We start from the raw sequence: 23,269 nt of genomic DNA, 5'->3' as shown, positions 1-23,269 counted from the left end.
GTCAGCCGCTGCGGTAGAGACCTTCCGGCGCAATGGCCAGCGCCTTGAACAGCACCGAGACCGGCTTGCCGGGGACGAGCGCCAGCGCGCGGGCCGAGCGGCGCGTGATGCGGGCAAGCACCGGCGCCCCGTTGCAATCGACCGTCACCTCCACCGCATCCCCGTGTTCGGCAAGGGAGGCCACCACGCCGGAGAGACGGTTGAGCGTCGAAATTCCCTCCACCGGCCCGGTCGCCAGGATAATGTCGGCGGCGGGCAGATGCAGTCGGAGCACGGTTCCTTCCGCCACATCCACATGCCGGAGATAGAGCGTTCCCGCAGCGGACTCGGCCGTCGTCAGCCCGTCTGCGAGGAGCTGGCCGCTGACGGTCGCGGTCAGGAAGCTGCCCTGCGCTTCCCCTTCCTCCATCACCTCGCCCGGTCGTCCGCCCGCCGGTCCGCGGCCGGCAATGCGGCCCTTTTCCAGCGAGATGACACGGGTGGCGAGGCGGGCGATTTCCTGCACGGAATGCGACACATAGAGGATCGGGATGCCCTCCACATCGCGGATCCGCTCAAGATCGGGCAGGATATCCGCCTTGATCGCCTGGTCGAGCGCCGACAGCGGCTCGTCCATCAGCAGCAGGCGCGGCCGCGCCATCAGCGCCCGGCCGAGCGCCACCCGCTGCTTCTCGCCGCCGGACAGGGTCGCCGGACGCCGGTCAAACAGCGGCTCGATGGAGAGAAGACGCGCAATCCGCGCGCGGTTTTCGGCGAGCCCCGCCTTCGCCTCGCCGATGAAACGGGTGGCATAATCGAGGTTTTCGCGCACCGTCATATGCGGGAAAAGCCGCCCTTCCTGAAAGACATAGCCGATCCGCCGCCGGTGGGCCGGGCAGTGAATTCCCGCCGCCGTATCGGTCCAGACCGTATCGCCGAAGCGCACCAGCCCTTCATCGGGCCGCAACAGGCCGGCGACGATCTGGATGAGGCTGGTCTTGCCGGAACCCGAGGGGCCGAAGAGCGCGGTCAGTCCCTGTCCGGCGGTAAAATCCGCCTCCAGCGTGAAATCTCCCTGCCGGTGGCGGATGCGGACCTCAAGCATGGGCGACCCCCGCCCGCCCCGCGACCCGGCGCGCCAGCCATTCGGATGCGGCGAGCGCGCCGAGTGAGAGCGCGATCGAGACGAGCGTCAGCCGCAGGGCCGCCGCATCGCCTTCCGGCACTTGCGTATAGCTGTAGATCAGGGCGGCGATGGTCTGGGTTTCACCGGGAATGTTGGAAACAAAGGTAATGGTGGCGCCGAATTCGCCCAGGGCCTTGGCGAAGGCGAGGATGGCGCCCGCGACGATGCCCGGCAGCGAGAGCGGCAGGGTGATGCTGAAGAACACGTGGACAGGCGATGCACCGAGGCTTTCGGCGGCGGCTTCCAGCTTGCGGTCCACCGCATCGATGGAGAGGCGGATCGCCCGCACCATCAGCGGAAATCCCATGACGCCGGCGGCCAGCGCCGCTCCCGTCCAGTGGAAGGAAAAGACGAGCCCGGCGCTTTCGAGCAGCGGCCCCAGCGCGCCCTTGCGGCCGAACGTGATCAGCAACAGATAGCCGGTCACCACGGGCGGCAGGATGAGGGGAAGATGCACGATGCCGTTCAGCAGCGTCTTGCCCGGAAATTCCCGGCGCGACAGCAGCCAGGCGATCAGGATCCCCGGTGGCAGGGAAAAGGCGACGGCCACGGCTGCCACCTGGAGGCTGAGGGTGATCGCCACCCAGTCATCGCTCGAGAAATCCATGCCGCCCGTTTTCGTTACTGACCGGAGAGAACCGTGAAGCCCGCCTTTTCAAAGACGGCCCGCGCCTTGTCCGTGCCGAGATAGGCAAGGAAAGCCGCCGGATCGTCCCCCTCCGCCGTGCTGGTGAGGGCGGCAGGATAGACAATCGGATCATGGCTGTCTTCGGGGAAAATGCCGATCTGCTTCACAGCCTTGTCGGCCCGGGCATCGGTTTCATAGACAATGCCGAGCGGCGCTTCGCCCCGGGACACGAGGGTGAGCGCGGCGCGGACATTTTCCGCCTCCGCCAGCCGGTCTTTCACGCCGTCCCAGAGTTTCAGCCTTTCGAGCGCCTGTCGGGCATAAAGGCCTGCCGGGACGCTGGCCGTCAGGCCGACCGCCAGACGCCCCTCGCCGAGTGCGCCCAGGAGATCGAAGCCTTCGCCGATGGCGACATCGGCAGCGCCGGGAGCGCCGACGAGGACGAGCCGGTTGCCGAGCAGCGGCTTCACGCTGTCCTTCCGAACGAGCTCCTTGTCGGAGAGGTAGGTCATCCACTTGAGGTCGGCGGACAGGAACAGATCCGCCGGCGCGCCGGCTTCCACCTGCTTGGCGAGCGCGGAAGATGCCGCAAAGGAGAGCCTCGCCTCCTTGCCCGTCTCCGCCTTCCAGCTTGCGGCAATATCCGTCAGCACCTCCTTCAGGCTGGCGGCGGCAAAGACCGTCACCGGCTTGTCGGCCGCCATGGCCTGGGGGGCCAGGCCTGCGGTGGCGGCCAGGACGCCAAGCGCCAGCAGGGCGCGGCGGGTGAAACGGGAAAGGCGCATGCGGTTCCTCCTCATATCGATATATCTCACCGGATATATCGATATGAGGCAAAGCACAAGGGGGCGATAAGCCGGTACGGGCCATTCCCCGTCTTACCGGAGGCGCATGCTCTGTGAGGTGTGGCCGAACGGATCGGTCCGCAACTCCCTGTTCAAGGGCGGGGCGGGAGGGTCTGGCGCGGAACCGGAAAGGGTAGCACGCCGGCAAGAGTGATCGCCGCCGTTCCCCAATAAAGCCGCGGCTTCCGCATCACGGGAAGCCGGGCCGGATACGGAGGAGCCTTAACGGGCGCCGCGAAGCTGGCTCAGCGTATAGAGCGTATCGGCGCTGATATTGCCGCTGCTGGAGAGGATCGAGGCCGGGGATGAAGCCGCATCGGAGGCGGTGTCATACATGACGGCAAAGCGCTGGACGAGCTTCTTGACCTTCTCCGGATCCTTGAGATCGTTCATGTTCAGCTTCTTCTCGACGATGACCTTCTGCTGGTCCACCTTCATGTTGGAGAAGCCATCGGGCATGTTGTAGGTCGTCTTGAACACTTCCAGAAGCGCCTTGTCGCCGATGATGTCATAGGCGGAGGTGATCGTCTGGGCCTTGCGCTCGAAATAGAGCGCGAGGCGGACGCCCGGATTGTCTTCACCCTGCTGGGTTTCCAGCTCGTTCTGCAGATATCCGTCCAGAATTTGCTGCGAGTGGCCACGGTCCTGCACCGCGCTCTGCTGTTTCTGCAGCAAATTGCCCTTCGCATCGAAATTGAACGAGGCCACGATCTGCCGAAGCCGCTTGTCGCTCTGGCTGTTGGCAAAGCTCTTGGGATCGGCAAGATCGGACTTGAACAGCTTCTTGGCCGTATCATCGCTGATCGATTTCGGGTCGATGCCGGCGGCGACCAGGGTGAAATCGATCAACCGGCGGTTCTTCAGCAGGTCGTCCACCGTCTTCAGTTTCGGCACTTGGGCCTGATAATAGGTGGATTCCGCATTGGCCTTGGTCTTGGCCGTATCCAGCTCCGGCGCCTTGAGGAAGCGCGTCTTCTGGATGATGTAGTTCTTGGCGGTTTCCTGGATGGTGGCCTGGCTCTGCGCCATGCGCGGCGTCGTGATATCGCCCTTGCTGTCGAAGTTGAAATCCTGCGCCATCTTGATCAGGCGCGGATCCTTCAGGGTATTCACAAAGCTCTTCGGGTCGGAAAGATCGCTGGTCAGCGCCTTCTTGAGGTCGTTATTCAGGAATTCGCCCGGCTGGATGCCAAAGGCTGCCAGAGTGACATTGAGGAGAATGATATTGTTCGTCTTGAACAGGTCATCCACCTTCTTGATCGTGTCGATATTGTTCTTGTAGGCGGTCTTCCGGGCGTTCTGGTTCGTCTCGTCGGCGTCGTCGTAATGGGAATTGTAGCCGTTCAAGAACGTGTTTTCCTGCGTGCTCGTCTGCGCATTGCCGGCGGTGGCCTGCCCGCTGGTATCGAAATTGAACATGCGGGCGATGTTGGTGTATTTCGCCCGCACGGTCTCGCTGGCCTGGGTGTTCACATAGCTGCTGGGGTTGTTGAGATCGCTGGTGACGATGTTTTCGAAGGCGGCCTTGGTGAAGGTGCTGTCGAGTTCCAGCGCAATCTTGATCATGTCCCACATGCGATTGTCGCCGGTGACGTCCGAGACCTGCGTGGCTGTCCGGATCTTGGTATCCCAGTAAAGCCGGTTCACCGCCGCTGCGGAAGGCGTCTTGTGGGAGGGCACGGTCAGCACGTAATTCTCGACGAGCGACGCCGTCTGCTGGGCCGTCTGTACGCCGGCAGGCTTCACCGTGCCATCCGTATTGAAATTGAACGCATTGGCGAGATTGAGCGCGCGGGTCTTTTCCGTCTGTTCGGCGGTGGTGCCCGTCGGAAGCTGGTTCACATAGCTCGCGGGATTGCTGACATCGCTGGTCAGGATATTCTTGATGTGGGAATAGGAGTAGCGGTCGGGATTATAGCCGAAGTTCTTCAGGATATAGTCGCGCACCCGCTCGTTGGTCAGCATCTGGTCGACATTCTGGAACGACCCGATCATGGCCTGATAGTAGCGGGTATCGGCGGCCACCTGATCGTTCTCATTGACGATCGACTGGTCGTAAAGACCGAGAACATCGTCTTTCTGGGCCTGGGTCTGCACCGCGGTGGCGGCGCTGCCGAAATTGAAGGCCAGCGCAAATTTGCGGTAACGGTCGTCGGTCAGCTTGTTGGCAAAGCTGTTGCTGTCGGAAAGATCGCTTTCCAGCACCTTCTTCATGAAACCCTTGGCATAGATCATGTCCTCCATGCCGTAGGACTTCATTGCAAATTGATACAGGCGATCATTGGCCAGGAAATCCTTGACCGAGGTGACCTTGCCGATATTGGCCTTGTAATAATCGGTTTCGCGCTGAACCTGTTTATCGCTGGCAATACGGGTCAGCGTTCTGTTCATGTCTTTCTTGATGAGATTGAGATTTACGAGCGTCAAACTCATGAGAATTGCCTTTACGGGAAAAACTGCTGACCAAATAACGCCATATTGACTGATCCGCCTTGCACCAGGCTTGCCGTATTTTACCAAGAGCAGATTAACAGGTCGTTAGGAACCGGCAGAGGCGCGCCCGGGGAACGGGTTCACCGATCGTCAACCCTCATCTGTTTGCATTTGATAACCATCAGAAACTGCAAAGTTTTTTTAACCGCGTATTTTAAGCGCCCGGGAAAGGCCTCCCGCTATGGTGGCGCCATCAGAGGACGGAAAACGTCCCGGAGAAGACCGGAAACCGGCTCTCAGGTAAAACAAGGGAAATGCACAATGACGAACTCGGTTATGAAGCCGCGCTGGGCCGGAGCCGCACTCCGCCTTGACCCGGCCCGGATCCCGCAACAGCTGAACCTTTCCATGCAGGGTTCGGCCGGCGACGTTTCGATCACCATCGATGCCCGCGGTGCCATTCTCAAGAAGATCCTCCCCGGCAGCGGCCTGCCGCTGTCCATCGCCCTGCCGGCCCGCGCCTTCCAGGGTGTGGCTGCCCGGGCCATCGATCACGGCGATGGCGGCGTAACGGTGACGCTGGAACTGCATCACGAGGACCCGGAGCTGTGCATTCCGCTGCTCGTCGCGCACGATCTCTGCGATATCGCCGCCGATTGGCGCAGCTGGTCCGATGCCTTCCGCATTCCCATGCTGATGGTGGAGGCCGACGGGGTCGCAAGGCCGCTCGAGGAACATATCGGCGACGTGCGCGCCAAGCCCGTAAAGCCGCGCCGCCGCCACTCCTATTTTGCAGAACGCCGACCCCGTTTCCTGGTGCGCCGATCCACCGGCAATCTGGGCCTGATGCTGAAGATCGATGGCCGCGAGATCATCGCCAGAAGCTGATTTCCAGTTCCTTTTCACCTCCGGCAGAAAGCCAGCGTCCCTGCGCTGGCTTTTCCCGTTTCAGGACAGGCTCCAAAGCGCCTGAAGAAAGAGGCCGGCAAAGATGATCGCGCCCACCCGCCCGTTCAACCGGAACAGCTCCAGGCATTCCTGGCCGTTACGGATGTTGAGGGTGAGGATCTGCCAGCCGAACAGCACTGCCGCAACGGCAAGGCCGATGAAGGCCAGCCAGCCGGACCCGGCAAGGGCAAAGGCGATGACCATTAGCACCAGCGTGGCGCCATAGAGACGGCCGAGCCAGCCTTGCGTCCTCTCCCCGAACAGGCGGGCGGTGGAGCGAACGCCGACCAGCTCGTCGTCTTCCTTGTCCTGGTGGGCGTAGATCGTGTCATAGCCGATCGTCCAGGCAATCGAGGCCAGGTAGAGGAAGATCGGCGCGGCCGACAGCGTGCCGAACACCGCCGCCCAGCCCATCAGCGCGCCCCAGGAAAAAGCAAGGCCCAGCACCGCCTGCGGCCAGTCGGTCACCCGCTTGGCGAAGGGATAGGCCGCGACAATCACGAGCGAGGAGATGCCGAGCAGGATCGAGAACCAGTTGAACTGGATCAGGACCAGAAGGCCGACAAATGCCTGCGCGGCAATGAACTGCTTGGCTTCCGAGCGGCTGACCCGGCCCGAGGGCAGCGGCCGCGAGCGGGTGCGCGCCACCTGCGCATCGATGTCATGATCGACCAGATCGTTGTAGGTGCAGCCCGCCCCCCGCATGGCGATGGCCCCGACGGTGAAAAGCAGCATGTGCCAGATCATGGTGGCAAGAGCCGTCAGACCACCCTCCCCCGCCGCATGGAAGGCAAGCGCAGAAGACCACAGGCAGGGCCAGAGCAGCAATTGCCAGCCGATCGGCCGGTCCCAGCGGGCGAGCTGCGCATAGGGCCAGGCCGCCGGTGGCAGAAGCCGGTAAACCCAGTTGTCCGACGGCGCATCCGCCACGCGATTATTGGCGTCGAGGTTCATGCTCATGCTGCTTTCACCGGCTTTGGAATTTTGCCAGTGCGATAGGCCGGAAGCGGGCGGGGGTCAAGCAGGGACCATTGCCCGATCCCTCCCCCGTTTTATCAGGATCCCCGCTCTCCCCGCAGCACTTCATACCAGACCTCGCCCTCATCGGCTCCCGGAAGAGGGACCGCAAATTCGGGGAACTCGGTGCGGACATGCCGCATGCCGATCTTTTCCATCACCCGCCGGGACGCGTGATTGACCGCCATGGTGCAGGCCACGACCGCCTCGTAGGCACAGGCGTCGAAGCCCCAGCGCACCAGGGCGGCGGCCCCTTCAGTCGCATAACCTTTACCCCAGCCGTGCCGGGCAAGCCGATAGCCAAGCTCGGCAAGGCGATCTGTTTCGGGGTAAAGGCAGAACCAGCCGAGAAAGGCGCCGTCGCTTGCCTGCCGCGCGGTCCAGACATAGGTCTCGCTGCCACGGGGCATGAGAAAACCGGCGCGATCCGGATCGATGGTCGCGTGATCGACCGGGCCACCATTCAGGAAATGCATCACATCGGCATCCCGCTCAAGCGCGATGAAATCGTCGCGATCCGCAGGCGTGCAGGGCGAGAGGCTGAGGCGAGACGTTCGTATTTCGGCATTTTTCGCCTGCATGACGCTCCTTCCCCCGGATGATGGCAGCCAGGGCGGGGCGGTGTGCCTTACCGGCATCAACCCGCCATTACCCTCCTCTTTCGTACCGTTTCCTCGAAGGCGTGAGCAAGGGCGTTGTAGCGGTTGCCGCTCGCGGCATCCAACAGAACCTCACCGCAAGACGGACAGACGTCGCCGACCACGTCCGGGATCGTCGTCATCTGACCTTGAAACTCCAGAGCGATGCTCCGTGTATCGTGCACGAGGTCGGCAGCACCGCAGCAAGGGCATTTCATGATCCAGGCTCCTCGAACGACACGATTATATCATGAATTATCTAAATTAGAAAATCATTTTTTTCGCATCGCCTCGGCCAGTGCCGCGCCCAATCCGCCCATGGAAGACTGCGGCTTCGCCGGGCCTTTTTGTGCGTGGCGGGCATCGAAACGGGGAGCCGGGGCGCCTTTCGCCTCGCGGGAGACGGGGGCGGCCTGTTCGTCGCGGCGCATGGAGAGGCCGATGCGCTTGCGCTTCACATCCACTTCCACCACGCGCACCTTCACCACATCGCCGGCCTTTACCACCTCGTGCGGGTCCTTCACGAAACGGTCGGCCAGCTGCGAAACGTGCACGAGGCCATCCTGATGCACGCCGATATCGACGAAGGCGCCGAAGGCGGCCACATTGGTGACGGTCCCTTCGAGCAGCATGCCGGGCTTCAGGTCGGTGATCTCGTTGACGCCGTCGGCAAAGGTGGCGGTCTTGAAGCTCGGGCGCGGGTCGCGGCCGGGCTTTTCCAGTTCCGAGAGGATGTCCTTCACCGTCGGCAGGCCGAAGGTGTCGTCGACGAAGCGCTTCGGATCGAGGCTCTTCAGCGCCGCGCTGTCGCCCATCAGGCTGCGGATATCGCGCCCGCAGGCGGCGACGATCTTCTTCGCCACATCATAGGCTTCCGGATGGACGGCGGAGGCATCGAGCGGCTCCTTGCCGTCGGGAATGCGCAAGAAACCTGCGGCCTGCTGGAAGGCGCGCGGCCCGAGGCGCGGAACCTTCAGCAATTCCTTGCGGGTGGCAAAGGCGCCGGACTGATCCCGATAGGCGACGATGGATTCGGCAATCGCATTGCTGAGGCCGGAGACGCGGGCGAGCAGCGGGGCAGACGCTGTGTTGAGATCGACGCCGACGGCATTCACCGCATCTTCCACCACCGCATCCAGCGAACGGGAGAGTTTCGACTGGTCGACATCGTGCTGATACTGGCCGACGCCGATGGATTTCGGTTCGATCTTGACCAGTTCGGCCAGCGGATCTTGCAGGCGGCGGGCAATGGAGACCGCGCCGCGCAGCGACACATCGAGGCCGGGAAACTCGGCAGCCGCCAATTCGGACGCCGAATAGACCGAGGCGCCTGCTTCCGACACGATCACCTTGGTGGGCTTCGGCGCCGGAAGCTCGGCAAGCAGGTCGGCGACCATCTTTTCCGTCTCGCGGCTGGCCGTGCCGTTGCCGATGGCAATCAGCTCCACGCCATGCTTGCGGATGAGGCGGGCCACTTCCATCTGCGCGCCGCGCAGGTCGTTCTTCGGCTGGAAGGGATAGACGGTTGCCGTATCGAGCAGCTTGCCCGTGCCGTCGACGACCGCCACCTTGACGCCCGTGCGGATGCCGGGATCGAGCCCCATGGCGGGGCGCGAGCCCGCGGGTGCGGCCAGCAGCAAGTCCTTCAGGTTGCGAGCGAAAACATGGATCGCCTCCTCCTCGGCGCGCTCGCGCATCATCCGCATGAGATCGAGCGAGAGCGAGGCCGAGAGCTTCACCCGCCAGCACCAGCCCGCCACATCCGCCAGCCAGTTGTCGGCCGCGCCCGAACGGGTGATGCCATAGGCGGACTGGATGATGCGCTCGGCAGGCTTGACCGGGGACGTATCCTCCTCGTCGACCGCGATGGAAAGCGTCAGCACCTCCTCGTTCCAGCCACGCAGCATGGCAAGCGCCCGGTGACCGGCGACCTTCGCCCAGCTTTCCGTATGCTCGAAATAGTCGGAGAATTTCGCCCCCGCTTCCTGCTTGCCGTCCACCACGCGGGATTTCAGCACGGCATTGGCCATCATGTGCTCGCGCAGCCGCTTCAGGAGGTCGGCATTCTCCGTCATCCCTTCGGCGACGATATCCCGCGCGCCTTCGAGCGCCGTCTTGATATCCGGCACATCGGCGGTGATGTAGGTGGCGGCGAGCGCCTGCGGATCGGTCTTGCGGTCGGCCATGAGCGCTTCGGCGAGCGGCCCGAGACCGCGCTCGCGGGCGATTTCCGCCTTGGTTCGGCGCTTCGGCTTGTAGGGCAGGTAGAGATCTTCCAGCTCCGCCTTGGTCGTGACGGCATTGATCTTCTTCAGAAGATCGTCGGTCATCTTGCCCTGCCCGTTGATGCTCTCGATGATCGAGGCGCGGCGGGCGGAAAGCTCGCGCAGATAGATCAGCCGCTCGGAGAGCGTGCGCAGCTGCGTGTCATCCAGGCCGCCGGTCACTTCCTTGCGGTAGCGGGCGATGAAGGGGATCGTCGCACCCTCGTCGATCAGGCCGACGGCGGCTTCCACCTGCTCGGGCCGCGCCTTGATCTCGGCGGCAATCAGCGTGGCAAGGACGCGCTCGTTCATGGGTCACTCTCCGACTCGAAGCTTCAAATGCAGGTGGCGGACCATAGTGCCCGATTGCGGCATGGCAAGGCCAGTGCCGGCGAAGGCTGGGGATGATTGAATGGGAAAGAGTTTCATGCTTTTTATTTATTTAGAAATCACAAATTAAATTACACACATCTGTTGACTTATCCTCGATTGCCAGGCAGCATAGAATGAATGCCAGTGAATTGAAGCGACTTCTCAAGGCCAAGGGCTGCACCTTCGAAAACCATCGGGGCGGTAGCGGACATCTGACCGTGCTCTACAGAGGCCGCAAGACCCAGTTGCCAATGCATGGCTCGGGGAAGGACCTCGGCAAGGGCCTTGTCAGGGCAATCCTCAAGGATCTCGGACTGGAGGGAGAAATCTGATGGGCTATTATGCGCTGACCCTTGAGCCGGATGGCGATGCGCTTCTCGTCCGGTCAAGGGATTTTCCTGAAGTCGTGAGCTTCGGCGAAACGCACGAGGAAGCGCTTCGCCACGGACGGGATGCCATCGAGGAAGCGATTGCCGCCCGCATGGCGCATCGGGAGGATATCCCCGCCCCCTCGGCCCATTGCGGGTCAACCGACTGTATCGAACTGCCGGTCATGGTCGAGCTGAAGGCCACCCTCTACATGACGCTTCGCCGGCGCGGCCTTAGCCGAGCCGATCTTCAGCGGCTGATGCAGCTTGCCCATCGGGAACAGGTCGACCGGCTGCTGAGACTGGATCACAACACCCATATCGAGACGATTCTGCACGCTTTCCGGGCGTTGGGCTCGCCCGTGGAAATCCGCATCCCGAAAGCGGATGCGGCGGCTTGAGGCGAACAGTCTCAGATGCATTAGACCTCACCGTGGGCAGTTATGGCTGCTCCCTTCACTCTGCAGCATCATGCCGCCGCGTGAGGGGCACATGGTCAGCCTCGACACGAACGCACACCCCGTGCCCGTCCACTTGCACCGAGAAGATGGCGGCACACTCCGACCCCGCAAACAAGGCTTCGACGTGTGGGGCATTTTCGAGCTCCGGCAGAGAACGAAACACAGGTATGGGATCGCCGTCTTCAACCATGGCTTCAAGGTGGAAGGTAAGTGCTTCCGCTCCCATCTTAAGCATCTCTGCGTAACTGTCAGCGGCAGAGACGCAACCGAGCAGGTCAGGGAAAGAAACGCCGTAAACCGCGTTTTCACGATGAACAAGGCCCACCACGTCCATGCCTCGGTGCTCCAAATCCGGGGGCCATTTCAGGCCTGCCTGCTTCCAGATAGAATGCAACGTACCGACCGGTATGTCCTGTTTCGGATGCGGCACGGTAACCTTGCCTGCGTGCTGCGCATGCTCAAGTTGAACGTGGCTGCCCTTCTGGCCGCAAATTCTCCATCCCTTTCGCTTGAGATAGGCGATGACAACCGCGCTACGCACCGGGCCGCTCCACTATGTCGCTCCGCCTCCAGGAATGCAAGACTTCCATTATTTTAGAAGTTACTGCATTTATAAATTTGTGGCAAGAAGCTTGCACTTTCCGTCCTGCACGATAAACCCCGTGGCGCAGAGGCAGCAGGCAGAGGAGACGATCCATGAAGGTTCTTTTGATCGGTTCGGGTGGACGCGAGCATGCGCTGGCCTGGAAGCTTTCCCAGTCTCCCCTGCTGACCAAGCTTTTTGCCGCACCGGGCAATCCGGGGATTGCGGATCATGCGGAGCTGGTGAAGCTCGATATCGACGATCACAAGGCGGTCATCGATTTCTGCCGGCTGATGGGGATCGAATTCGTGGTGGTCGGGCCGGAGGCGCCGCTGGTCGCAGGCCTCGCCGACAGCCTGCGAGGGGCGGGCATCGCCTGTTTCGGGCCGTCCGCCGCCGCCGCCCAGCTGGAGGGCTCCAAGGGTTTCACCAAGGATCTCTGCGCCCGCTACGACATCCCGACCGGCGCCTATCAGCGGTTCAACAATGCACCGAAGGCCAAGGCCTATGTGCGCCAGCAGGGCGCGCCCATCGTCATCAAGGCGGATGGGCTTGCCGCCGGCAAGGGCGTGACGGTGGCGATGACGGTGGATGAGGCGCTCGCCGCCATCGATGACTGCTTCGAGGGCGCCTTCGGGGCGGCCGGCGCGGAGGTGGTGGTGGAAGCCTTCCTCGATGGCGAGGAAGCGAGTTTCTTCTGCCTTTCGGACGGCAAGACCGCGCTGGCGCTGGCGACCGCGCAGGATCACAAGCGGGTCGGCGATGGCGATACCGGCCCCAATACCGGCGGCATGGGCGCCTATTCGCCTGCCCCGGTCATGACGCCTGCACTGATCGAGCGCACCATGAAGGAGATCATCGAACCCACGATCCGCGGCATGGCGGAGATGGGCCATCCCTTCCAGGGTGTGTTCTTCGCCGGGCTGATGATCACCGCCAAAGGCCCCGAACTCATCGAGTACAATGTCCGCTTCGGCGATCCGGAATGCCAGGTGCTGATGATGCGGCTCGCCTCCGATCTCCTGCCGATGCTGCATGCCTGCGCCACGGGCACGCTCGACCAGGTGAAGGCCGAATGGCTGGACGATGCGGCGCTCACCGTGGTCATGGCGGCGAAGGGCTATCCGGGAGCTTACGAGAAGGGAAGCCTGATCAGCCATCTTCCCGCAGAAGGGCTCGACACCAAGGTATTCCACGCGGGCACGGCGAAATCCGGCGAGGTTCTGACGGCGACGGGCGGCCGGGTTCTGAACGTGACGGCGCGCGGCAAAACGGTGTCCGAAGCGCAGGCGAAGGCCTATGCGATGGTGGATCAGGTTGAGTGGACCGGCGGCTTCTGCCGGCGCGACATCGGCTGGCGGGCGGTCGAGCGCGAGCGCGACTGAGGTCGCCCGCGACTGCGCGAGCGGCGGCAAGCGGCGAGAATTGCCGCTTTTGCCGGCACGGCCTCAAGCATTTAAGGCAAAATTTACCGTCTTTTATCAGGGGATCGAAAGAAAAGGCCGCTAGGGTTTCCTTAACGTCTTCCAGATCACGGGAACGATCCCATGCGCCTGATCCCTGCTCTCGTTCTTTCAAGCCTTGCTGGCGCGGCCCATGCCGGCTCCGTCGATGCCATCAAGGGTCTGCCGAAAGGCACCGCCGTCGACAGCATCATCCGGATCGGCTGCACGGATTGCCCGCCGCCTGAGCCACGAAAGGATGCCTATGCCGTTCCGGCCCTGAAGCCTGGCGAGCAGAAGGTCGAGCTGAAACTGGTCAATGGCGAGCAGAAGATTTTCCGCACCGATGCATGGGCGGGCGGCTCTCCCGTGACCTTCGTTTCGCTGGCCACGAAGGAAGACATTGCCGCCTTGGGCAACCCGCCGGGCAATCAGGCCCTGAAGGGTGACGGGATCGACATGACCTCCACGACGGCGGCCGTCGGTGCTGTCCGGATCGAAGACAAGCCCATGACCCCGGTCTCCGCAGATATGGGCGGCACGCCGCCTGCGCCCAAGCCGCTCGACACGTCCTCGTTTACGCTCCGGGCGGATTGAGGCCGGACGACAACGCCTTTTCAAGATCTTCGATGGCAACGGGCGAATAGACCCGGATGCCCGACCGCGCCAGCAGCGCAGCCGTGACGCCGTTTCCGGCCAGCTTGCGGCCGGAAAAACTGCCATCGTAAATCGACAGAGAGCCGCAGGACGGGCTTCCGTCGATGAGGAGGGCATGGCGGCAGCCATGGCGCTCGGCGGTTTCCCTCGCCTGCTCCGCTGCAACCAGAAACGCCTCGGTCAGATCGGCACCGGTGAGATCGATCACGCGGGCGCGGCCGGCCAGCACATCTTCTCCTGAAAGACCGTCCGAAATTTCCGCCGGAGGACGAGGCACCGGCATGCCGGCCGAAACCTCGGGGCAAAAGGACACAAGGCGCCCCTCCGCCCGCCAACTTTCGAGCAGCGGATGAAGAAACGCCTTGCCTTTTCCGTCATAGCGGACCGGCTGGCCGAGAAGACAGGCGCTGACGAGGATCTTGCCGCTCATGCCGGTCCAGCCCCCCAGTCTCACATCATCCGGTGATCTTGGAGAAATCCGCAACCGTGCCGGTCGCGGAGCGAATGAGCGAAAGCAGCGCCAGACGGTTTGCGCGGATCGCCGCATCCTCGTCATTGACGAGCACGTCGGTAAAGAACCGGTCGACCGGGCCGCGCAGGGTGGAAAGCGCCGTCATGGCAGAGCGGAAATCTTCCGTCGCCACCGCATTGGCCGCATCGGCGGAGGCCTGACGGATAGCGGTGAAGAGCGCCTTTTCCGCGTCGAGCTTCAGCAGATCCTCGGAAATGCCGTCGGCAATGACGGTTCCCTTCTTCTCTTCGGCGGCCAGCAGCTGGGTCGCGCGCTTGGTGCCGGCCAGCAGGTTCCGGCCATCCTCGGAGGTGATGAACGCAGTCAGCGCTTCCACCCGACGGGCGACCATCAGCAGGTCGTCGGCGTCAGGGGTCAGCACCGCGTCGATCAGGTCGTGGCGGGCGCCCTGTTCGCGCAGATAGACCTTCAGGCGATCGTGGAAGAAGGAAATAAGATCCGGATCGGAAATCATCGTGGAGAGCGGCAGGCGGATCCCCTTTTCCAGGATCATGCGCACCACGCCAAGCGCCGCACGGCGCAGCGCATAGGGGTCCTTGGAGCCGGTCGGCTTTTCGTCGATGGCCCAGAAGCCGGTCAGCGTGTCCAGCTTGTCAGCCAGCGCGACGGTCAGGCCGACCTTGCCTTCGGGCAGGCGATCGGCCGGGCCCTGCGGCTTCCAGTGATCCTCGATGGCCGCGGCCACATCCGCATGTTCTCCCTGCAGGAGCGCATATTTGCGGCCCATGACGCCCTGCAGCTCCGGGAACTCGCCGACGGCTTCGGTCCGCAGATCCGCCTTGGCGAGAACCACGGCCCGGTCGACAAGGGCAGCATCGGCGCCCAGAACGGGGGCCAGCCGGGCGGCGATGGCGCGGATCCGTTCGACACGCGCCCCCTGCGTGCCGAGCTTGGCATGGAAGGTGACGTTGAGGGCATCGAGCTTCGCCATGCGCTGGTCGAGCGGCTTTGCCAGATCGAGACCGAACCGCGCGGCGGAGGCCTTCAGCGTCTCGAGATCGGGCAGGTCGTGCTGGTCGCGGTTCCAGAAATGCTTGGCATCGGACAGGCGCGCGCGCACGACCTTGCCGTTGCCATGGATGATTTCCTTGCCGCCATCCTTCGCCTCGATATTCGAGACAAGGACAAAATGGTTGGACAGGCTGCCATCGGTCGCGCCAGCCTTGCGGGTGACGAAGCACTTCTGATTGGTCTTGATCGTCAGCCGGATGATTTCGGCCGGGATTGCCAGATAGTCTTCCTCGAAGGTGCCGAGCAGCACCTGCGGCCATTCGACGAGGCCGGAGACTTCCTCCAGCAGGCCTTCGTCCTCCACCAGCTCCAGTCCGTTGGCAAAGGCAAGATTGGCGGCATCATGGGCGATGATCTGTTTGCGGCGCTCCGCATCGAGGATGACCTTCGCCTTTTCGAGGCTCGACACATAGTCGCCGAAGCGCTTGACGGTGATGGCATCCGGCGCATGGAAGCGGTGGCCGTAGGTGACGTTTCCGGCGACGATGCCATCCACCTCAAAGGGAATGACGACGGTTTCGTCATGTTCCGGGCCGAAGAGGCAGACGATCGACTGCAGCGGGCGCACCCAGCGCAGGGAGCCGGGCCGTGCGGAGGCCGCGCCCGAGCGCATCGGCTTCGGCCAGGGAAAATCGCGAATGATGCCCGGCATGATCGAAGCCACGATCTCTTCCGCCGGGCGGCCCGGCCGGCTGATCACCGCCATGTAGAAATCGCCCTTTTTCGGATCGCTCTGGATCTCGGCTTCCGCGACAGAGGAAAGACCGGCCGAGCGCAGGAAGCCCTCGATGGCCTTCTCGTTCGCATCGGTGCGCGGTCCCTTCTTTTCCTCCCGCACATCGGCGGAACGGGCGGTGAGCCCGCGAATGTCCAGCGTCAGGCGGCGCGGCGTCCAGTATTCGCGCGCGCCCTCATAGGTCAGACCCGCTTCCACCAGCTGGTCCGTGACCAGCTTCTTCAGATCGCCGGCGGCCTTGCGCTGCAGGCGGGCAGGAATTTCCTCGGAGCGGAGTTCGATGAGAAGATCGGGCATGGGAAATAACGGATCCGGTTATCGACAAAACGTGCTGACGGGCTCTAGCAAGTGAGCGCTGAAATGTCATCAAGCGATTGCAGGGAAATACGGGAGGGGCGCTTTATGCGACGTCGCGTGCGCGAATCTCATCGAGTTCGGCCTGCATGACCTTCGCCCGCAATGTCAGATCATAGCGTGTCTGGAGATTCATCCAAAATTCCGGAGACGTTCCGAAATATCGGGCGAACCTTAATGCCGTGTCCACGGTCACCGGGGATACTTCCGCAACGAGTCTTTCGATACGGGTTCGGGGCACATGCAGCTTGCGGGCCAGCTGACCGGCACTCATGCCCAAGGGTTCCAGAAATTCCTGCTTGAGAATTTCGCCGGGATGAACCGGTGCCAGCGCCAAAATCCCCATCGAACATCCTCCTAGTGGTAATCTACGATTTCCACGTCTTCCGCGCCGCCATCGACCCAGCGGAACACGATCCGCCACTGGTCGTTGATACGAATGGAATGTTGACCGGCGCGATCACCCTTTAGCGCTTCCAGTCGATTGCCCGGCGGCGAGCGCAAATCCTCAAGCCTCACGGCACTGTCGATCATGACGAGCTTCCGCAACGCCGACCGGGCAATATCCGGTTGAAACCCTTTCGGGACCTCCCCCCGGCCTACCGCTTCCGTTCTGCCACCGCGAAAAGACCTGATCGTCATGCGACCCCTCTTTATGTATCATGACACGATACATAAAGAGTGTCAAATTCTACCACCCACCTCCTCCGCCACCGCCGCCCCCGCCGCCGGAGGACCCGCCGGAAAAGCCGGATGAGCTGGAGGACTGGGGCTGGGGCAGCGTGGAGGCGATGGTGCTGGCCATGGAGGACGGGAACCGGCTGAGGCGGCCGCTGTCGAAGGCGTGGCCGGCATACCAGGCGGGTTGATAGGCGGCGCTGGCCGCGCCCGCTGCGGCGGCGACGGTCAGCCAGCGTTCGAAGCTTTCGCTCCACGGCTTTTCCACGCCGAGCGCCACCGCATAGGGCAGCAGCGTCTCGTAATGGCTCGGCGACATGGTGGGCGCGCCGAGCAGGTTCAGCCGGTCCTTTTCTGCAAGGGTCATATAGGTGCGGAACCCTTCGACCCCGTCCATCAATTCGCGACCGAGCGGGGTTGGCGCGCCCATCAGGAAGAAGAACAGGATGTTGAGCAGCACGATCGCCCCGGCGGCAGCCACCAGCGCCATGCCGCCCAGCCCGGAAACGCTTTCCATACCGGCCAGAACGATGATGGAGAGGATCACCAGCGCCACGAAGCCGACGAAGCCGAGAACCACGACGGAGATGATCTTTCCCAGCAGCGAGCGGCTTTTGACCAGCATGCGCCCGAACGCGGCAATCATGCCGCCGCCCACGACCGAGATCATCACCATGGCGAAGCCGAGGCCGATGATATCTTCGCTCACATGGGCGAAATAGAAGGCAGCCAGAAGCACAAGGATGCTGGCGGCAACGCCCGCAAGGACATAGCCGCTGTTGTGGACATAATACTTGTTGCGATGCTCGCTCTCGATGGCGGAACGGAACCGCTTGCCGAGCGACTGAACCTTCGTCCCGTTCGCCTTGTCGACCACGAAGCTGCCGCCCGCATCCTCCACGGCGGCCAGCAGCACGTCCTCGCCTTTGGCAAGATTGCCCGACAACGGCTTGTCGGTGCGGCGGATCGTGATCGACTTGTCCAGATCCTCGAGCGTGACATAGCCTTCGACCGCCAGGTTGAGCGCCGATGCGGAGACGGCCGTCCATCCCTCGCCGGAAAAGCCCTTGTTGTCGACGTAGTTGATGAGAGCGGGCGACAGTTTTCCGGGTGGATCCCAGCGAGGAACCATGACGCCGGCTGCGGGATCCCGGCCCACCTTGGACCAGCTGGAGAGATACCAGGCAAAGACCCCGGCAAAGCCCGCCCAGCCGATAAGGGCGCCCAGATTGTCCTTGAGGAACCAATAGCCCGTATCGGTGGCAGTGGGCGCGGCAATGGCGCCCTTGGGCTGCGCCACGACAATGGTCAGCCCCTCTTCGCTGCCGAGCGGCGCGGTCGTCGCGATGTCGACCGTGGTGGCCTCTATTTTCAGAATGCGGGCATTCTGCGCGGTGGAGCCCTGTGGGCCGGTATAGTAGGTCACGCCGCCGGCGGGAATGGGCCCCGGCATGACCACATGGGCCGTTGCTGCCTGCATCGGGAAGAGCCAGCCATTGCCGGTGACGTTCCAGTACAGTTCGTCGTGATCCTCGAAGAAACGGATCTGCCGGTCGGTACGGTAACGGAATTCATAGACATGCGGTCCGGGCGAAACGGTGGTCTCGGCCGAACCCGCATAGATGCGGATGCCGCCCAAAATGTCTTCCGTATGATAGGGCTCGGACTCTCCGTCGCGCCGTACCTCCTCCAGCGTGAAATCCACGTGGGCGATGCGCCCCTCGGCATCCCGGAAGGTCAGCGGGAAATCCCGGAATATGCCGTGGCGGATGTTGACGCCTTCGGCATTCACCGCGATGGTTTCCGTCACCTCCATCTCGCCGGAGGCGGAAACCGCGATATCCGCATGAAAACGGGAGATCACCTCCTCCGCAGCGGCGCCGGCCGCGGCCTGGAGAAAAAGGACGGCGCCAAGCGCAAGTCGGGATAGCCAGGAGCGCATCGGACCCTTCAGAACTTGACCTGCGGCACTTGCCGGTCCGCTTCGTTGGTGATTTCGAAATAGGCGCGCTTCTGGAACCCGAACTGGCGGGCGATGAGGTTCGAGGGGAAGCTCTCGACCTTGGTGTTCAGATCGCGCGACGCGCCGTTGTAATAGCGCCGGGCCATCTGGAGGTCGGCCTCGATGGTCTCCAGCGAGGTCTGGAGCTGGGCGAAATTGTCGTTGGCCTTGAGATCGGGATAGGCCTCGGCCAGCGCGATGACCCGGCCGAGCGCCTGGGTGAGAAGCCCTTCGGCCTGGCCGCGGGCCGCGACGTCGCCCGCAGGGACGGCCTGGGCCTGGTTACGCCGGGCAATGACCTCGTCAAGCGTGGATTTTTCATGGGCGGCATAGCCCTTCACGGTCTCGATCAGGTTGGGAATGAGATCGCTGCGGCGCTTCAGCTGGACATCGATGCCGGACCAGGCTTCCTCCGCCATCTGGCGGGACTTGACCAGTCCGTTGTAGAGCATCACGGCAATGACCGCGATGATGGCGATGACGATCAGGAAATACATGCTGCCCTCCAAGCCGGAATTCGTGTGGGAGACTATCGTTTAACATTCCGGTTGTCATCACTGCACAATCGGGGTTGAAGCCCTTCAAACAGCGCTGTGAGAAGAATTCAGCGGTCATCGCCGTCTTTCCGGCAAGGGGTGCCTTTTCAACCTCCGGCTGGGCTCACTATCATGCGGGGACAAGCAGAGGGAGGCCGCGGCGATGATCCTTATCGGACAATATGATTCACCCTTCGTGCGGCGCGTCGGCGTGGCGCTGAAGCTTTACGGTCTGGATTTCGAGCATCGGCCCTGGTCCGTATTCGGCGATGCGGAGGCGGTGCGGACCTATAATCCGGTGACCAAGGTTCCGGTGCTGGTCCTGGACGATGGCGACGTCATCATCGAAAGCCACATGATGCTGGATTATCTGGACAGCCGGGTGCCGGAGGAAAAGCGGCTCTTTCCCGCGCGGGAACCGGAACGCCGCCGCGCGCTGAAGGTCGCGTCGCTGGGCATGGGACTGGCGGAAAAATCCGTCAGCCTGTTCTATGAAAAGCGCCTGCACGAGAAGGTTTCGGAAAGCTGGTCGGACCGCTGCCGCATGCAGATCCATTCGGCCGCCGCCGAGCTGAACCGGCTCGCTGCGGCGCTTGAAGGGCCGTATTTCTTCGGCAGTGCGCCGGGGCATCAGGATGTGGCGGTGGCCGTTGCCGTTCGCTTTACAGATGACGTGCATCCGGGACTGCTCGATCCCGGGCTTTATCCCGCGCTGCTGGCCTTCCATCAGCGGATGGAGGCCTTGCCCGTCATGCAGGAGATTTCCCAGGCTTTTGCGGCACCGGCCTGAACCGGTGCACCGCTCTCAGGCCGCGTCGCGGGCGATGTTCACTCCGCCCGCTTCCGTCAGCAGGAAGGCCTCGCCGCACGCTTTCGCAAGGGTGCGTACCCTGAGGATATAGGCCTGACGCTCGGTAACCGAGATGACTCCGCGGGCATCGAGCAGGTTGAACACGTGGGACGCCTTGATGCACTGGTCATAGGCCGGGAAGACGCATTTGTGCAGGCGCTGGTTCTCGTTTGCACCGGCCGCACCGGCGGCGAGAAGGGCCTGGCACTCCTTTTCCGCATCGATGAAATGGCGGTGCAGCATTTCGGTATTGGCGAATTCGAAGTTGTGGCGGGAATATTCCTGCTCGGCCTGCAGGAAGACATCGCCATAGCTGATCTTCTCGTCGCCCTCGCGGCCGTTGAAGTTCAGGTCATAGACATTGTCGACGCCTTGCACATACATGGCGAGGCGCTCGAGACCATAGGTCAGTTCGCCCGAGACCGGCGAACATTCGATGCCGCAGACCTGCTGGAAATAGGTGAACTGCGAGACTTCCATGCCGTCGCACCAGCATTCCCAGCCGAGACCCCAGGCGCCGAGTGTCGGGCTTTCCCAGTCATCCTCGACGAAGCGGATATCGTGCAGAAGCGGATCGAGGCCGATCGCTTCCAGCGAGCCGAGATAAAGCTCCTGCAGGTTGGACGGATTGGGCTTCAGGATGACCTGATACTGGTAATAATGCTGGAGGCGGTTCGGATTTTCGCCATAGCGGCCGTCGGACGGACGGCGGGAGGGCTGCACATAGGCCGCGCGCCAGGGCTTGGGACCCAGCGCCCGGAGCGTCGTGGCCGGATGGAAGGTCCCCGCACCCACTTCCATGTCATAGGGCTGCAGAACCGCGCAACCCTTGTCCGCCCAATAGGAATGGAGCGTCAGGATCAGCGCCTGGAACGAACGCTTGGGGTTCATGTGGTCGGGAAGGTCGGCCATCGGTCATATCCGCTCAAACTGAATTTGGCCGGAGAGGTGCCACGGCAAGGCCCGAGCGTCAAGCCGTTTGCCGCCAAGGCTCCGCTCCGCCCATCGGCCGTGACGGGCAGGCATGCGCGCGGCCCCGAAGGCAGAGCACGGAACCGCCCTGTCCCCGGATGACACAGATGCGCCGGCCCGATGCGGCAGAATCGCGTGCATGACGCTGAAACAGGCATCAAAGACAGGAGAGAGAGCCAGATTCCAGCAATTTCAAGTCCAGATTGGTGAACGAATTTTCGCAAAAATCAACATGTCTAAAATTCTAATGTATTTCTTTCATCGCCTTTATGAGTTTGCTTTTAGAAAAACAGCAAGAAGGGAGCGGGGAGAGATTATATTACAAAACGAATACCCTTTTCATTACGGAGCAATTTGACCCGCAATGGATCTATTATGTTTCATAACGAAACGAAGGCATTTGCGGGAAAATTATATTTCTGGCCGAATTTCAGAACGTCTGTTTTGCAAGCCTGCGCGGGGGATGGGGCACGGCCAGTCTCATTCCCCGCACCATCGGCACGGCGGCATGGCCCTGAAACAATGAAGGCGGGTCGATGAAGAGCGTTGCCGGGAAACCTGTGGTCACAGGTTTTCCGAGCGGAAAGATGAAAACAAGGCGTGGGTGCCTTTCCGGCGATCCCGCAAGACCGAAAAGGTCCTAGTCCTCCGGCCGCGTTTCCAGCCGGTACTCCCCGGTATCAGGGTCTTTGACGAGCGTTCCCGTGGCGCCCGACTGGCGCTCCTGCGCCTCGCGGCGGGCTTTTGCAGCCAGGCGATTGGCATCGGCGACAAAGCGCCGGTAGAGAAAAATGGAGCCCGCGACCAGAATCGCGAGCATGATCAACTGCGCCATGGATTATCCTTCCCCCAATCTGTTCCCGGCTAAAGTCCGTAACGCGCCCAGAGCGCACGCTCATCCACCGCACCGACGATCCCGTGCGCCGCTGCGCCTGCGATCGCTTCGGCCCGGGGCGGTTTGGTGAAGATGGCCGGCAGGCGCCGGCCGAAGAAAGAGCGACGCTCTTCCACCAGCTCCAGCTCGGTCTTGTCGCCATAGCGCTCGCGCAGAACCTCGCGCAGGCTGCCCATCCGGTCGGCCAGCCCCAGCTCGATGCCGCGACGCCCGGTCCAGAACAGGCCGGAGAAAAGATCGGGATCATCCTTCAGCTTGCCGGCGCGGCGCTCCTTGACCATGGCGATGAACACCTCGTGAATATCGCGCTGGAGGTCGAGCAGGAAATCCACGTCGTCCTGCCTTGCAGGGCGGAAAGGATCGAGCAGCACCTTGTTTTCGCCTGACGTATAGATGCGCCGCTCCACGCCCAGCTTCTCGATCAGCCCGGTAAAGCCGAAACCGCTGGAAACGACGCCGATGGAACCGACGATGGATGTGGGATCGACGATGATCTCGTCCCCGGCGAGCGCGATCATGTAGCCACCGGACGCGGCGACATCCTCGACGAAAACCAGCACCTGCTTGCGGTGCTCGTCGGCCAGGGAGCGGATGCGCTGATAGATCAGCCGCGACTGCACGGGCGAACCGCCCGGCGAATTGATGACGAGCGCCACAGCCGGAGCCTGCTTGTCCTCAAAGGCATCCTCCAGCTGCTCGGCAATGCCGGAGAGATTGAGCGTGGACTGGAAGCGGCTGTTTTCGGGCGTGATCGCCCCCTGCAACACGACGACCGGAATGGTGATGTGAGTTTTGCGGAAGCGCTTTGGAATAAACTTCTTCAAAAAGCCGAACATGGAAATACTCCTGAATAGGCGCTGCTGAAAAGGGCGCAAGCCATAC

Annotated in this window: 24 protein-coding genes and 2 pseudogenes; 7 read left to right on the top strand and 19 right to left on the bottom strand. The window is 62.5% G+C overall.

Features of this window, described 5'->3' with window-relative positions:
- Nucleotide 1: 1 nt before the first annotated feature.
- From modC to ACT54B_RS10605, 4 genes are all read right to left on the bottom strand, one after another.
- Nucleotides 2-1,084, bottom strand: a complete 1,083-nt coding sequence (gene modC / locus ACT54B_RS10620; RefSeq protein ID WP_476044759.1) for a molybdenum ABC transporter ATP-binding protein — start codon at nt 1,082-1,084, stop codon at nt 2-4.
- Nucleotides 1,077-1,772, bottom strand: coding sequence for a molybdate ABC transporter permease subunit (modB, locus tag ACT54B_RS10615; protein WP_476044757.1), 696 nt, complete (start codon nt 1,770-1,772; stop codon nt 1,077-1,079). The genes modC and modB overlap by 8 nt, the downstream gene beginning before the upstream one ends.
- A 14-nt stretch (nt 1,773-1,786) precedes the next feature.
- Nucleotides 1,787-2,578, bottom strand: coding sequence for a molybdate ABC transporter substrate-binding protein (modA, locus tag ACT54B_RS10610; RefSeq protein WP_476044756.1), 792 nt, complete (start codon nt 2,576-2,578; stop codon nt 1,787-1,789).
- A gap of 282 nt (nt 2,579-2,860) precedes the next feature.
- Nucleotides 2,861-5,071, bottom strand: coding sequence for a DUF1217 domain-containing protein (locus tag ACT54B_RS10605; protein ID WP_476044755.1), 2,211 nt, complete (start codon nt 5,069-5,071; stop codon nt 2,861-2,863).
- Nucleotides 5,072-5,392: 321 nt separating this feature from the next.
- Here ACT54B_RS10605 and ACT54B_RS10600 point away from each other — a divergent pair, with 321 nt between their 5' ends.
- Nucleotides 5,393-5,959 carry a DUF6101 family protein gene (locus ACT54B_RS10600; RefSeq protein ID WP_476044754.1) on the top strand — a complete coding sequence of 189 codons (567 nt, stop codon included), beginning with the start codon at nt 5,393-5,395 and terminating at the stop codon, nt 5,957-5,959.
- Nucleotides 5,960-6,019: 60 nt separating this feature from the next.
- Here the strand turns inward: ACT54B_RS10600 and ubiA are convergent, their stop codons facing one another.
- The 4 genes from ubiA to ACT54B_RS10580 form a co-directional block, all read right to left on the bottom strand.
- A complete protein-coding gene (gene ubiA / locus ACT54B_RS10595; protein ID WP_476044753.1) occupies nt 6,020-6,979 on the bottom strand; it encodes a 4-hydroxybenzoate octaprenyltransferase in 960 nt (319 codons plus the stop codon).
- A 95-nt stretch (nt 6,980-7,074) separates the two neighbouring features.
- The gene (locus ACT54B_RS10590) at nt 7,075-7,617 is read right to left on the bottom strand and encodes a GNAT family N-acetyltransferase (protein ID WP_476044752.1); all 543 of its coding nucleotides are present in this window, start codon (nt 7,615-7,617) and stop codon (nt 7,075-7,077) included.
- Nucleotides 7,618-7,673: 56 nt separating this feature from the next.
- On the bottom strand, nt 7,674-7,892 hold the full coding sequence (locus ACT54B_RS10585) for a type II toxin-antitoxin system MqsA family antitoxin (protein WP_476044751.1): 219 nt from the start codon (nt 7,890-7,892) through the stop codon (nt 7,674-7,676).
- A 54-nt stretch (nt 7,893-7,946) separates the two neighbouring features.
- Complete coding sequence (locus tag ACT54B_RS10580; protein ID WP_476044749.1) at nt 7,947-10,250, bottom strand: Tex family protein; 2,304 nt, start codon at nt 10,248-10,250, stop codon at nt 7,947-7,949.
- A 194-nt stretch (nt 10,251-10,444) separates the two neighbouring features.
- Here ACT54B_RS10580 and ACT54B_RS10575 point away from each other — a divergent pair, with 194 nt between their 5' ends.
- Together ACT54B_RS10575 and ACT54B_RS10570 are read left to right on the top strand one after the other, a co-directional pair.
- Entirely contained in the window at nt 10,445-10,642 is a 198-nt protein-coding gene (locus ACT54B_RS10575) for a type II toxin-antitoxin system HicA family toxin (protein WP_476044747.1), read from the top strand.
- Nucleotides 10,642-11,079: a type II toxin-antitoxin system HicB family antitoxin gene (locus tag ACT54B_RS10570; protein WP_476044745.1), complete on the top strand. Its 438-nt coding sequence runs from the start codon at nt 10,642-10,644 to the stop codon at nt 11,077-11,079. Before ACT54B_RS10575 ends, ACT54B_RS10570 begins: the two co-directional genes overlap by 1 nt.
- A gap of 55 nt (nt 11,080-11,134) precedes the next feature.
- On the opposite strand, the pseudogene ACT54B_RS10565 reads toward ACT54B_RS10570, so the two are convergent.
- Together ACT54B_RS10565 and ACT54B_RS10560 are read right to left on the bottom strand one after the other, a co-directional pair.
- Nucleotides 11,135-11,440: pseudogene (locus tag ACT54B_RS10565) on the bottom strand (type II toxin-antitoxin system HicB family antitoxin); the annotation flags it as partial.
- A gap of 60 nt (nt 11,441-11,500) precedes the next feature.
- Nucleotides 11,501-11,680: pseudogene (locus tag ACT54B_RS10560) on the bottom strand (type II toxin-antitoxin system HicA family toxin); the annotation flags it as partial.
- Nucleotides 11,681-11,835: 155 nt separating this feature from the next.
- On the opposite strand from ACT54B_RS10560, the gene purD reads away from it, so the two are divergent.
- Nucleotides 11,836-13,107 (top strand): phosphoribosylamine--glycine ligase, encoded by a 1,272-nt coding sequence (purD, locus tag ACT54B_RS10555; RefSeq protein WP_476044744.1) that lies wholly within the window; start codon nt 11,836-11,838, stop codon nt 13,105-13,107.
- Between the two features lie 162 nt (nt 13,108-13,269).
- Nucleotides 13,270-13,761 (top strand): plant virulence effector HPE1-like domain-containing protein, encoded by a 492-nt coding sequence (locus ACT54B_RS10550; protein ID WP_476044743.1) that lies wholly within the window; start codon nt 13,270-13,272, stop codon nt 13,759-13,761.
- Here ACT54B_RS10550 and ACT54B_RS10545 read toward each other — a convergent pair.
- The 6 genes from ACT54B_RS10545 to ACT54B_RS10520 all read right to left on the bottom strand — a co-directional run bounded on the left by ACT54B_RS10545 (nt 13,742) and on the right by ACT54B_RS10520 (nt 19,631).
- Nucleotides 13,742-14,251, bottom strand: a complete 510-nt coding sequence (locus ACT54B_RS10545; protein ID WP_476044742.1) for a 2-thiouracil desulfurase family protein — start codon at nt 14,249-14,251, stop codon at nt 13,742-13,744. The two genes, ACT54B_RS10550 and ACT54B_RS10545, sit on opposite strands and share 20 nt — an antisense overlap.
- Before the next feature lie 25 nt (nt 14,252-14,276).
- On the bottom strand, nt 14,277-16,397 hold the full coding sequence (gene glyS / locus ACT54B_RS10540; protein ID WP_476044740.1) for a glycine--tRNA ligase subunit beta: 2,121 nt from the start codon (nt 16,395-16,397) through the stop codon (nt 14,277-14,279).
- A gap of 103 nt (nt 16,398-16,500) precedes the next feature.
- The gene (locus ACT54B_RS10535) at nt 16,501-16,800 is read right to left on the bottom strand and encodes a HigA family addiction module antitoxin (RefSeq protein ID WP_476044738.1); all 300 of its coding nucleotides are present in this window, start codon (nt 16,798-16,800) and stop codon (nt 16,501-16,503) included.
- 11 nt (nt 16,801-16,811) lie between these two features.
- Entirely contained in the window at nt 16,812-17,096 is a 285-nt protein-coding gene (locus ACT54B_RS10530) for a type II toxin-antitoxin system RelE/ParE family toxin (RefSeq protein WP_476044737.1), read from the bottom strand.
- A 49-nt stretch (nt 17,097-17,145) separates the two neighbouring features.
- Complete coding sequence (locus tag ACT54B_RS10525) at nt 17,146-19,074, bottom strand: DUF2207 domain-containing protein (protein ID WP_476044736.1); 1,929 nt, start codon at nt 19,072-19,074, stop codon at nt 17,146-17,148.
- 8 nt (nt 19,075-19,082) lie between these two features.
- Nucleotides 19,083-19,631 carry a LemA family protein gene (locus tag ACT54B_RS10520; protein ID WP_476044735.1) on the bottom strand — a complete coding sequence of 183 codons (549 nt, stop codon included), beginning with the start codon at nt 19,629-19,631 and terminating at the stop codon, nt 19,083-19,085.
- A 202-nt stretch (nt 19,632-19,833) separates the two neighbouring features.
- On the opposite strand from ACT54B_RS10520, the gene ACT54B_RS10515 reads away from it, so the two are divergent.
- On the top strand, nt 19,834-20,460 hold the full coding sequence (locus ACT54B_RS10515; protein ID WP_476044734.1) for a glutathione S-transferase family protein: 627 nt from the start codon (nt 19,834-19,836) through the stop codon (nt 20,458-20,460).
- Between the two features lie 15 nt (nt 20,461-20,475).
- On the opposite strand, the gene ACT54B_RS10510 is transcribed toward ACT54B_RS10515, so the two are convergent.
- Complete coding sequence (locus ACT54B_RS10510; protein WP_476044732.1) at nt 20,476-21,432, bottom strand: glycine--tRNA ligase subunit alpha; 957 nt, start codon at nt 21,430-21,432, stop codon at nt 20,476-20,478.
- A 199-nt stretch (nt 21,433-21,631) separates the two neighbouring features.
- Between ACT54B_RS10510 and ACT54B_RS10505 the strand changes: the two genes are divergently transcribed.
- Nucleotides 21,632-21,850, top strand: coding sequence for a hypothetical protein (locus ACT54B_RS10505; protein WP_476044731.1), 219 nt, complete (start codon nt 21,632-21,634; stop codon nt 21,848-21,850).
- Nucleotides 21,851-22,132: 282 nt separating this feature from the next.
- Here ACT54B_RS10505 and ACT54B_RS10500 read toward each other — a convergent pair whose 3' ends face one another.
- Both ACT54B_RS10500 and ACT54B_RS10495 read right to left on the bottom strand, forming a co-directional pair.
- Nucleotides 22,133-22,327, bottom strand: a complete 195-nt coding sequence (locus ACT54B_RS10500; protein ID WP_476044729.1) for a hypothetical protein — start codon at nt 22,325-22,327, stop codon at nt 22,133-22,135.
- 29 nt (nt 22,328-22,356) lie between these two features.
- Entirely contained in the window at nt 22,357-23,223 is an 867-nt protein-coding gene (locus tag ACT54B_RS10495) for a S49 family peptidase (RefSeq protein ID WP_476044727.1), read from the bottom strand.
- Nucleotides 23,224-23,269: the final 46 nt, after the last annotated feature.

The sequence above is a fragment of the Gellertiella sp. DMC107 genome (genome assembly GCF_056313605.1).
The sequence above is the reverse complement of the archived record's forward strand: the minus strand, read 5'-3'. Positions and strand labels throughout refer to the sequence as shown.

What these genes read in the sequence shown, in the direction of transcription:
- modC (WP_476044759.1), bottom strand. Translation starts at nt 1,084, where the DNA reads ATGCTTGAGGTCCGCATCCGCCACCGGCAGGGAGATTTCACGCTGGAG.
- modB (WP_476044757.1), bottom strand. Translation starts at nt 1,772, where the DNA reads ATGGATTTCTCGAGCGATGACTGGGTGGCGATCACCCTCAGCCTCCAG.
- modA (WP_476044756.1), bottom strand. Translation starts at nt 2,578, where the DNA reads ATGCGCCTTTCCCGTTTCACCCGCCGCGCCCTGCTGGCGCTTGGCGTC.
- ACT54B_RS10605 (WP_476044755.1), bottom strand. Translation starts at nt 5,071, where the DNA reads ATGAGTTTGACGCTCGTAAATCTCAATCTCATCAAGAAAGACATGAAC.
- ACT54B_RS10600 (WP_476044754.1), top strand. Translation starts at nt 5,393, where the DNA reads ATGACGAACTCGGTTATGAAGCCGCGCTGGGCCGGAGCCGCACTCCGC.
- ubiA (WP_476044753.1), bottom strand. Translation starts at nt 6,979, where the DNA reads ATGAGCATGAACCTCGACGCCAATAATCGCGTGGCGGATGCGCCGTCG.
- ACT54B_RS10590 (WP_476044752.1), bottom strand. Translation starts at nt 7,617, where the DNA reads ATGCAGGCGAAAAATGCCGAAATACGAACGTCTCGCCTCAGCCTCTCG.
- ACT54B_RS10585 (WP_476044751.1), bottom strand. Translation starts at nt 7,892, where the DNA reads ATGAAATGCCCTTGCTGCGGTGCTGCCGACCTCGTGCACGATACACGG.
- ACT54B_RS10580 (WP_476044749.1), bottom strand. Translation starts at nt 10,250, where the DNA reads ATGAACGAGCGCGTCCTTGCCACGCTGATTGCCGCCGAGATCAAGGCG.
- ACT54B_RS10575 (WP_476044747.1), top strand. Translation starts at nt 10,445, where the DNA reads ATGAATGCCAGTGAATTGAAGCGACTTCTCAAGGCCAAGGGCTGCACC.
- ACT54B_RS10570 (WP_476044745.1), top strand. Translation starts at nt 10,642, where the DNA reads ATGGGCTATTATGCGCTGACCCTTGAGCCGGATGGCGATGCGCTTCTC.
- purD (WP_476044744.1), top strand. Translation starts at nt 11,836, where the DNA reads ATGAAGGTTCTTTTGATCGGTTCGGGTGGACGCGAGCATGCGCTGGCC.
- ACT54B_RS10550 (WP_476044743.1), top strand. Translation starts at nt 13,270, where the DNA reads ATGCGCCTGATCCCTGCTCTCGTTCTTTCAAGCCTTGCTGGCGCGGCC.
- ACT54B_RS10545 (WP_476044742.1), bottom strand. Translation starts at nt 14,251, where the DNA reads ATGAGCGGCAAGATCCTCGTCAGCGCCTGTCTTCTCGGCCAGCCGGTC.
- glyS (WP_476044740.1), bottom strand. Translation starts at nt 16,397, where the DNA reads ATGCCCGATCTTCTCATCGAACTCCGCTCCGAGGAAATTCCTGCCCGC.
- ACT54B_RS10535 (WP_476044738.1), bottom strand. Translation starts at nt 16,800, where the DNA reads ATGGGGATTTTGGCGCTGGCACCGGTTCATCCCGGCGAAATTCTCAAG.
- ACT54B_RS10530 (WP_476044737.1), bottom strand. Translation starts at nt 17,096, where the DNA reads ATGACGATCAGGTCTTTTCGCGGTGGCAGAACGGAAGCGGTAGGCCGG.
- ACT54B_RS10525 (WP_476044736.1), bottom strand. Translation starts at nt 19,074, where the DNA reads ATGCGCTCCTGGCTATCCCGACTTGCGCTTGGCGCCGTCCTTTTTCTC.
- ACT54B_RS10520 (WP_476044735.1), bottom strand. Translation starts at nt 19,631, where the DNA reads ATGTATTTCCTGATCGTCATCGCCATCATCGCGGTCATTGCCGTGATG.
- ACT54B_RS10515 (WP_476044734.1), top strand. Translation starts at nt 19,834, where the DNA reads ATGATCCTTATCGGACAATATGATTCACCCTTCGTGCGGCGCGTCGGC.
- ACT54B_RS10510 (WP_476044732.1), bottom strand. Translation starts at nt 21,432, where the DNA reads ATGGCCGACCTTCCCGACCACATGAACCCCAAGCGTTCGTTCCAGGCG.
- ACT54B_RS10505 (WP_476044731.1), top strand. Translation starts at nt 21,632, where the DNA reads ATGACGCTGAAACAGGCATCAAAGACAGGAGAGAGAGCCAGATTCCAG.
- ACT54B_RS10500 (WP_476044729.1), bottom strand. Translation starts at nt 22,327, where the DNA reads ATGGCGCAGTTGATCATGCTCGCGATTCTGGTCGCGGGCTCCATTTTT.
- ACT54B_RS10495 (WP_476044727.1), bottom strand. Translation starts at nt 23,223, where the DNA reads ATGTTCGGCTTTTTGAAGAAGTTTATTCCAAAGCGCTTCCGCAAAACT.